Below are 466 nucleotides of genomic sequence, written 5' to 3'. Positions count from 1 at the left end.
AGCTTCTATTTCAGTTAAAGCTTCAGTGTATTCTTCTGGCAGCTCAATTGGCTTGTGAAGAAGAACGGCTTGCCATGCGCTCTTAAATTTCAAAATAAAGAACAGAAGGTGGCGCTGATCAGCAGAAAGATTTTCATTTCCTTGAATCAGCTTCTTCAAACGGTTAGCCAGATTCGACCACATGCTCTTTGTGTTGGTACATGCCTCACGGAGAGCACCAACCCAGTGCTTGGTCTGAAAGTTGTAGACTGTTTCTAGCTTGCCTTTCGAACCTTTAACCGGCTTGTCCCACTTGCGAACTTGGTTGCGCAGAGCCTGCCAGTTATTAACCGCTAGCATCGACTTGATGCCGCAGTAGCGGTTCAAAAAGAAATGCCGGCACCTGCCGTATCTTTCAAAAAAGTCGGACATTCTGGCAAATTCTTCATCGCTTAACTTTTTGGAGTAGACTCTAACTGTCTTGGGT

The 466-nt window shown here is 45.3% G+C and carries 1 pseudogene; it reads right to left on the bottom strand.

Annotation, left to right across the window (positions count from 1 at the left end):
- A pseudogene (locus FD23_RS10830) lies at positions 1–411 on the bottom strand (RNA-guided endonuclease TnpB family protein); the annotation flags it as partial.
- Positions 412–466 lie beyond the last annotated feature (55 nt).

Source organism: Lactobacillus delbrueckii subsp. delbrueckii DSM 20074 = JCM 1012, assembly GCF_001433875.1.
Classification (GTDB): Bacteria; Bacillota; Bacilli; order Lactobacillales; family Lactobacillaceae; genus Lactobacillus; species Lactobacillus delbrueckii.
The sequence above is the reverse complement of the archived record's forward strand: the minus strand, read 5'-3'. Positions and strand labels throughout refer to the sequence as shown.